The following is a 7,982-nucleotide window of genomic DNA, read 5'->3' on the forward strand; positions in this document are numbered from 1 at the left end:
GGGCAGGAGAAGCGGGTGGAGGCGTACGTGGTGGCGCCGGGAGCGGACGCCGCTGCGCTGAAGGAGGCGGTGAGGCAGAGGCTGCCGGAGTACATGGTGCCGTCAGCGGTGGTGGTGCTGGAGGCGCTGCCGCTCACGCCCAACGGCAAGGTCGACCGCAAGGCGCTCCTGGCCTCGGAGGCAGGCGTCCCCGAGCAGCGACAGCACGTCGAGCCGCGCACGGACGCCGAGCACGCGCTGGCGGGCATCTTCTCGGAGGTGCTGGCCGTGCCACGTGTCGGTCTCCATGACGACTTCTTCGAGCTGGGCGGCCACTCGTTGTTGGCGACCCAGGTCGTGGCGCGTGTTCGCACGGAGCTGGGCGTGGACATTCCGCTGCGTGCCCTCTTCGAGGCGCCAACGGTGTTGCGGCTCGCGGTCTGGTTGCAAGGCTCGGACACGGAAGGGGCCACGCGTGACTGTGTGGCATTGCAGCCCGAAGGTGCCGGTACGCCTGTGTTCTTCGTGCATGCTGTTGGCGGCGCCGTGGGGCCGTATCGTGCGCTGGCCCGGCGCATGGGGCGCGAGCGGCCTCTCTACGGCTTCCAGGCCGCGGGGCTCGATGGACGCGAGCCTCCTCTGGAGCAGGTGGAGGCGCTCGCCCGCCGCTACGTGGAGGCGATGCGCGAGCGTCAGCCCGAGGGCCCCTATGTGCTGGGCGGCTGGTCCCTGGGGGGCGTGGTGGCCTTCGAGATGGCGCGAGAGCTGGAGCGTCAGGGGCAGTCCGTGGCGCTCCTGGTGTTGCTGGACAGCTTCGCTCCCGACGAGAACGCGCCTACGCGGGAGCCCGATGGGACGTTGCTGCTCGCGGGGATGGCCATGGACCTGGCACGGACGGCAGGTGCCGAGTCCACCCTACGTCCCGAGGTGCTCTCGGGCCTGACCGACGAGGAGCAGTTCGCCGTCGTCGTCGAGCACGCGCGCCAGGCCGGGTGGCTGCCTCCCGAGGTCGAGGCGTCAACGCTCCGGGCCTGGCGTGATGTGACTCGCGCGAACCTGCGGGCGTTGGCGTCCTACCGTCCCGGTCCCGTTCGGTGCCCCGTGCTGCTGCTTCGCGCGAAGGATGCGCAACGCTCCCAGGCCGTGGAGCCGTCCCATGGATGGGCTCGCTGGGTGCCATCGGGCCTCACCATGGAGGACGTTCCGGGGGACCACTACAGCGCGCTTCACCCCCCGCATGTCGAGACACTGGCGCGTCGGCTCGCCGAACACGTCGATGCGGCGGCCGGGCGGCGTGAGGCGATGGAAGAACTGCAACGCGGCGAGGGCTGAGGCCCGTGGACCCTTGCTGCTCAGCCTGTCGCGGAGGCACGCACGTATGAACCGCCACGGGGCCTTGCCTGGTCCGTGGCGCGTCGTGTCCCACGGGCGAGGCCTTCAGCGCGGCGCGGACGCGCTGGCCTTGGCTGGGGCCTTCGGAGCGAGTGCATCCACGAGCCCCTGGGCCACGGCGGCGGCGAAGGACTCCAGGGTGCGTTGCTCGCGCCAGCGCGCCGCCTCCTCGAAGTCGAGCGCGTGGTGGGTCTCGATGATGACGGAGGGGATGCGCGGCTTGCGCAGCACGAAGATCTGCCGGTGCGTGGGCTCACGCGCCACGAAGACGCCGGGCTGGGCGGTGTCGATGGCGTAGAGGCCTTCGTAGTCCACGCCGTCATAGGGTGGGAAGCCCGCCTGTCCCAACCTGTGGGCCAGGGCCCGGGCCAGTCCTGCGCGTCCAGCCTGGAGCAGTGGGGTGGCCTCAACGGACTCGGACCAGAGGACGGTGAACCCGGGCGCGGCGTCCTGTCGGAAGCACTCCTGGCCCGGCGTGGGGGACCAGGGCAAGGCCGTGCCTCGCGAGTCCGAATGCAGGCTGAGCATCGCGTGCGCGCGCCACGCCTCGGCGGCGGTGACGCGTAAGGGGTAGGGGACGCGCTCGCCCGGCTTGCGGCTCAGCCGCACCTGGAAGTGCCCTGTGGCTTCCAATCGCTTCGCGAGGTCCTCCGCCACGCGGAGGGTGAAGGACTCCTCGTCCTCGCAGGTGACGCCCTTATTGCCGGTGTTCCCCTCCGCGCCATGGCCCGCGTCCAGGTAGATGCGCCGCTTCCCGAAGCCCTTGGGGAACCCCACCTTGGCCACGGTGAGCGGCGCGCCCGGCGCGGGCCAGGTGGACATGGGGACGACGGTGGCGGGCTCGGAGGCCACGGTGGGCCCGGCGAGGAAGAGGAGCCCCAGTCCTAGTAACGGCGCGAAGGTCTTCGTCATGGTGCGTGAGGCCCATCTTGTGCCGTTGCTCAGGCATGGAGACACCGAAAGGCGAGCGGGAGCCTCAAAGAGCCGGGGCCGGAAACCGCGGTTTCATCCTCAGCTTCCGGCCCCGATTGCATTGTCCCCGATGGGATTCGAAACCCCACCGGATAGCAGGTAGCTAGTTCGTGCTGAGCTCGTCCTGGGAAGCCTGGAGGCCACGGGGGCGCCGCATGCCCAGTTCGACCATCACATCGCGGGCTCGTTTCGCCATCTCATGCAGTTCAACCACTGCTTCCTTCCGGTCGTAGGCATCTCCCTCTCCGAGCCAGCGGCGCAGGTCCGTCGCCAGATCTCGCGCTGTTTGGTGGCGGGCCTCCGGGCGGGGCTGGAGGAGCTTGCGCAGTGCCAGGCGCAGCCCCTGCGGAAGCGGTTCCGTCAACGCTTCCAGGTCCGCTTGCGAGTAGGTCGCCGCGCGCCAGATGGCGTCCTCCACGCCGATAGGACTGCCTGCGAGCCGAGCTCGCCTGACGGCACGTCGGACCCGCACGCGCTGCCTGACCGAAAGCGAGTCCTTCACCTCTTCGGTCAATGCGTCCGGGGCATCGAGGATGTTCTTTCCCGTCGCCAGCTCAAGCAGGACATTTCCGAGAGCGAAGAGGTCCGAGCGCGCATCCACGCGGCCCGTCAGGAGCATTTCCGGGGAGGAGTAGAACGCATCCCCCTGCGGTTGTCGCACCGTGGACGAAACGCGGCCCGGCAGATCCGATAGGGCGAGTCCGAAGTCGGAGACCTGCACGTCACCGTTCCAATCAATGAAGATGTGTTCAACGTCAAGCGCCCGATGGACGATGTTGAGCGTGCGCCCCTGCTCGTCCTTCGCCTCGTGGGCATGCTCCAGTGCCTCGGCGACGCGCGCCCCGACATGGAGGGTGAAGAGGGGAGAGAACCGGCGACCGCACCCCGCCGAGAGCGTCAACAGGGTGTTGATACTGTGGCCCGACGGATGCTCGGTGATGACGTACCAGCCCCCCTCCGCCTTGTGCAGCCCATGGACACGGAGGATGCCCGGATGGTCCAGGTACGTCGCCAGGCGCACCTGCTCTTCAAGCTTCGCCCTGGCCCGTTTGATGTGAGGCAACTCCATCAACTTCGGAACGCCTACCGCCTTGAGCAGCACCTTGCCTCGGATGTTTCCCTCGGCAGTACGGCGCCGGGCCAGCAGGAGACGCAACCCGTGGTGGACTTCTCCCAGGTCTTCGCGGAACTCGTACTGGGAGCCCTCCCGTGTGAAGAGTATCGCCCCGCGTGGAAGCCTGAACTCACTGTCTGACATGCTTTTTCCTCCTCTTCGCGCAGGCAGTCCGGGCCGACGCGTCGTGGGCGATATTACCCATGGGATGGGTCGTCATGGAACGACCCTGGGAGGTCATGTCGAGTTTGAGGAGGAGGGGAGTGAAATCAAGCACCTACCCACCGCGTAGCCCCGGGGCCGCTCAGGGCCAGCGGTCCACCACTGTGCCGGAGCCCCGATTTACCGCCTTCACCTTGCCGTCCTTGAACGCCACGGCGGTTCCCTCATGCACGAAGCAGATGGGGTACTCCTCCTGCCCCGGGAGCTTCACGCGGTCGTACCGGATGATGAGGGCCGGCCCATCCGCACGCCCCATCTTGTCGGAGAGGTAGTACGCCTTGCCGTAGAAGCGTGTCCCCACAGGGGCGACCGCAAGCTGCCGGGGGCTGCTGATGCCCTTCGGGACAACGCCCACCACCTCCGCGCCAGCGGTGAACCACACCTCCGCAAAACCCGCTTGGCGGTCGTCGAATTGGAGGTGGAAACGGTCTCCGTCCCTCCAGTGAAGTTGCTCCCGCATGGCCTCTTCCGCTCCAACTGGGCAGGTGAAGGACTCGGGCCGGATCTGGGCACCCGGACAGCCTGCCGCTAGCGCCGCGACGAGCGACAGCGACGCGCATTCGACGGCGGCAACGGACTTCTTCGGCATGCGGGGTGCACGTCCTGGGGGCGAGGCTGCGGGTGCTGAAGTTTTCAAGGCGGATCCTTCCTTCGGGGCAGCGGCGATGGCTGGCCCCGGGATTGCCACGGACGAAGGGCTGGCAGGTGTCATAGCAGGAGGCGGTGGCTTGGGCGGTGCGGAATGGGTCGTGGCAGGCGGAGGGCGTGGGGCTGCGGCGTCGCGCGACCCAGCAGGCCCGCCGGGAGCGCTCCCTGACGAGTGCCAGAGGGCCGCGGCCATGACCAGCGCGCCGATACAGGCGAGGCCAGCGAGCCACCTTGCCGCGCGAGGCGGTCGCTCCATCAGTGCCACATGTCGCTTGGGGGACTGCGGCGTGGAGGGCATCTCCAGCGCCGCGGGTGTTGGCCGTCCATGACGCTGTTCGGCGGGCGGATGGACCGGGACATCATACTCAGCGGAGCGCTCGGCACGGAGATCCGCCAGCTCGCGGCGTAGCGCCTCGGTATCGACCGGACGCCCCTTGGGGTCTCGGGCCAGGATGTTCTCGACGAGGTCGCTCAGTGCCGCTGGCACCCGCGCGTTCACCAAGCGCGGGGGCGGTGGCGGGAGGGCAGGGCTGTTCAAGTCGAAGCGCGGACGAAACTCCGTCGGGCGTGGGTCGGTCAGCAGTTCATGGAGCATGACGCCGACCGCGAAGATTTCGTCGGCCACCTGGAAGGCGTAGCGGGCCCGGTGCTCGTCCCTGTGCTCGCGCAGGAACTTGAACTGCTCGGGCGCGCGATAGCGGTCTGTCCCTGGAGGCAGCCCCCCATCCGTCAGGTCTTCGGCGAGTGTGTAGGTCGCGCAACTAAAATCGATGATGACGGGCTCACCGTCGCTCTTGCGGATGAGCACGTTGGACAGCTTCAGGTCTCGATGCAGGATGCCCCGGCCGTGCATGTACGACAGCGCACCAGCGATCTTCTCGAAGACCCCGAGGACTTCGCGAACGGTCGGGTGCTTGCGCTCCGCCCACTCCGCGAGCGTCCAGCCGTCCACGTAGTCGAGCGCGAGGTACAGGTTCCCACTCTCCGCCACGCCGTATCCTTGCGGCCGGACGATGTGGGGGTGGTCTAGCATGAGCAGCGCCGTCAACTCCCGCAGCGTCCGTTCGTGGGTCTGCTTGGGGTCTCCGCTGGACTCCCGATGCTGGGCCACCTTGATGGCCCGGTGCCTGCCGTTCTTTTCGCCAAGGAAGACGAACGCAAAGCCTCCGTCACCGAGAGGCTTGGAGACCTGCCACCCGTCAATCAACGAACCGGGTGGAACGTGGAGCAGCGTCGCGTTCATTGGGCCTCCACCGCGGCGGGCTCCGGGAAGCGCACGTCTGGAACCGTGAGACGACGTTCCCCATCCCCACGCACCTCCAGGGTGAAGACGAGGTCTGCTTTCGTCTCTGGCACGTCCACGACCGCAAGCACACGCCTCACCCCGCCCGGAGGGATCGCACCCGGCGTCTCCGCTACGAGCCTCGCGCGAAGGGGCATGCCAACTCGCCCCACGAACATCGCTTCTCTTGGTGTCCAGGCGGGGTGGTCAAGGCTGTTTGAGATCGTCACGTCCGCGAGGATCCAACCCGTGCCCCGAAAGGCTACGATTGAGTCCAAGATAAACCCCTGCACAGCATCGAGTTTGCCTTTGCTGCTGGACGTCGTGACGCCCTTCGCGTCCAGATAGCCGAGTAGCACGAAGTCCTCCGGCTTCGGCGCCGGGGCTCGGGTCGTGGGCTGGCAGGCCGTGTTCGGCGGCTCAGGACGGTGCACGTCGATTCGTGAGTCCACTTCGGCCGGGTCGGTCACGAGCACGAAGGCGGCCCGCGCCGGTGACCGGCCGTCAGCGAAGAAGACCCCGATCTCCTGTCGCTCGCCCGCTCCGAGATTGGCTACGGGCTGAACGATGACGGAACGCTCGCCGGCATCCAGGACGCGGATCCGCGACTCATCGAAGGTCAGCGTCTTCTTCTGGATTTGCGAGGGAAAGAACAGCAGCGTCATGGTGTCCTGCGCGACGCGGACGATGGGCAACGGTTCGGCGGACGCGCTGGCGAGGGCGAGGGAACGTTCCCGCCTGACGCGCGCGCCCGGTGTCGGCTCAGCCTCCGTGGCAGATCCCGAGACGAGCACGAGCGCGAGGGCCAATCTGAAAGGTTGGAACAATGGTGCATGACCTCCCGAATGGGAATGCTACCATTGAGGGCGTTCGCGCCGGGGGCTTTTCCTACAGTCGGAGTGGCATTCCAATCTCCCGAATCAAGTCAAGGCACTGCACGCCCGCCGATTTCCGGAAAGCGCTCGTAGGTCCGCCTGAGCGTGTCCAGGTGGGTGGGGTTGTCCAGGTCAAGCGGTGCGTCGGTGAGCTGCACGACCCAGCCGCCCGAGGCCGTGCGCCGCGCTCGTGAAAGCAGTTCGGCGTCACGGGTCGGGTCCGGGAACCCAATGGCCTGCGCGGCAGCAGCCGACCAGTAGTTGAGCCACCCAAGAAAGTGCGGAATCTCAGGCGTGGACCTGTCCCATGGGAGCTTGAGCGACGGCAGCCCATGGGGCGGAACGTGCAGCGCATCGCCGGGCTGGCGGAACTGTTGCGCCACGATCCCGCCATAACCGCTCGGCGTCGCATGCCCCCATACCGCGCGAGCGCCCTCCGCTACACCTGCAAGAACATCGATAGCCCTCGCGATGCCAGCTTCGTCTAATGGTAGATCCGCATGGACTTCAAGATGCGGCGGACTCCCTGCGGAAAGTCCGTTTGGATTTTCCAGCCCGGCAACCGTTACGAGATGGTTGTCATCATCATTGCAGAGGAACGGAAACCCTCCGCTTCGCGTGTTGGCGGCGACCCACTCGTCGCGTTGAGGCAATGCAATGAGGTCTTCCTTTTCCGACGTCGTCCACCCCAGGCGCAAGCCAGGCAGCGCACGTTCCATTGCATGGATGACTGCGGTCGGTCGGTCGTCATTGTCCTTGAGTGCAGGCGCGTGGACGATAATGATGAGGGCTCTATGCGTGGACGTCATTTCAACACCAATCCATGACAACAACTTTCAGGGTAGGGTCTTCGTCGACTAGCACGGCTTTGTGTACGGCGCTGCGAACTCCAATGACGAAATTGTACCCGCATTCCCTTGCGAGCTTGGCTTCGCGCCTCAGTTCAGTCAGCTTCACCCTGACAAAAAATCTTTGAGAGCGTGGCGGCTGTTTTTCAAAATCATCCGTCTTGACATCCCACAGCGTGCGAGTGGCAAGTACCAGTCCGTCGAAGTTCTTCCCATTGATGAGTACATCCCAGCCAGGGAAGCTGTTGTTGGGAATCTTGTCGGCGCATTCGTTATGTGGATCGTTGCCGCCCAGATGTCGCACCGGCACGGGTCTGCACTCAGGCCTGCGATCTCGCACCGGTGACTCGGGCGGCATGGGGGGGACCCAGTCCTGCCCCGTCGGCTCGTTCTTCAGCTTGGGTTTGCGTTGCGCTTCAGCTGCCCGGGACGCCACCTTCGTTTCTTGTGAGGCCCCTGCTTCCTCGGAGTAGGCGTGACGGAGCTCATATGCATCCAGCGCTTCTTTGATGGCGACGCCGACCACCACCACGCCAATCACGATTACGGCTCCCACGGCAATCTCAGGAGCCGCCAGCACGCAGAACCCGATTCCCACGGCAGCGGCGCCAGCGGAGGCGACCGCGCATCTTCCCGTGGTGTCGTGGAAC

General features: G+C 66.6%; 7 protein-coding genes. 1 reads left to right on the forward strand and 6 read right to left on the reverse strand.

Translation table 11 applies throughout. From position 1 onward, the window contains the following. Positions 1-1,311: thioesterase domain-containing protein (locus G4D87_RS29160; RefSeq protein ID WP_240358699.1), on the forward strand; the 1,311-nt coding region annotated here is incomplete at its 5' end. Between the two features lie 105 nt (positions 1,312-1,416). On the opposite strand, the gene G4D87_RS29165 is transcribed toward G4D87_RS29160, so the two are convergent. From G4D87_RS29165 to G4D87_RS29190, 6 genes are all read right to left on the reverse strand, one after another. Then, a complete protein-coding gene (locus tag G4D87_RS29165; protein WP_163785983.1) occupies positions 1,417-2,283 on the reverse strand; it encodes an N-acetylmuramoyl-L-alanine amidase family protein in 867 nt (288 codons plus the stop codon). A 163-nt stretch (positions 2,284-2,446) separates the two neighbouring features. Then, positions 2,447-3,601 carry a serine/threonine protein kinase gene (locus G4D87_RS29170; RefSeq protein ID WP_163785984.1) on the reverse strand — a complete coding sequence of 385 codons (1,155 nt, stop codon included), beginning with the start codon at positions 3,599-3,601 and terminating at the stop codon, positions 2,447-2,449. 160 nt (positions 3,602-3,761) lie between these two features. After that, on the reverse strand, positions 3,762-5,570 hold the full coding sequence (locus G4D87_RS29175; RefSeq protein ID WP_163785985.1) for a serine/threonine protein kinase: 1,809 nt from the start codon (positions 5,568-5,570) through the stop codon (positions 3,762-3,764). Beyond that, complete coding sequence (locus G4D87_RS29180; RefSeq protein WP_163785986.1) at positions 5,567-6,436, reverse strand: DUF2381 family protein; 870 nt, start codon at positions 6,434-6,436, stop codon at positions 5,567-5,569. Before G4D87_RS29180 ends, G4D87_RS29175 begins: the two co-directional genes overlap by 4 nt. A 98-nt stretch (positions 6,437-6,534) precedes the next feature. Then, complete coding sequence (locus G4D87_RS29185) at positions 6,535-7,293, reverse strand: DUF5953 family protein (RefSeq protein ID WP_163785987.1); 759 nt, start codon at positions 7,291-7,293, stop codon at positions 6,535-6,537. A gap of 1 nt (position 7,294) precedes the next feature. Beyond that, positions 7,295-7,982, reverse strand: a 688-nt coding sequence (locus G4D87_RS29190) for a DUF6310 domain-containing protein (RefSeq protein ID WP_240358700.1), incomplete at its 5' end; no start/stop codon positions are given.

It is taken from the genome of Myxococcus vastator, assembly GCF_010894475.1.
Taxonomy (GTDB): Bacteria; Myxococcota; Myxococcia; order Myxococcales; family Myxococcaceae; genus Myxococcus; species Myxococcus vastator.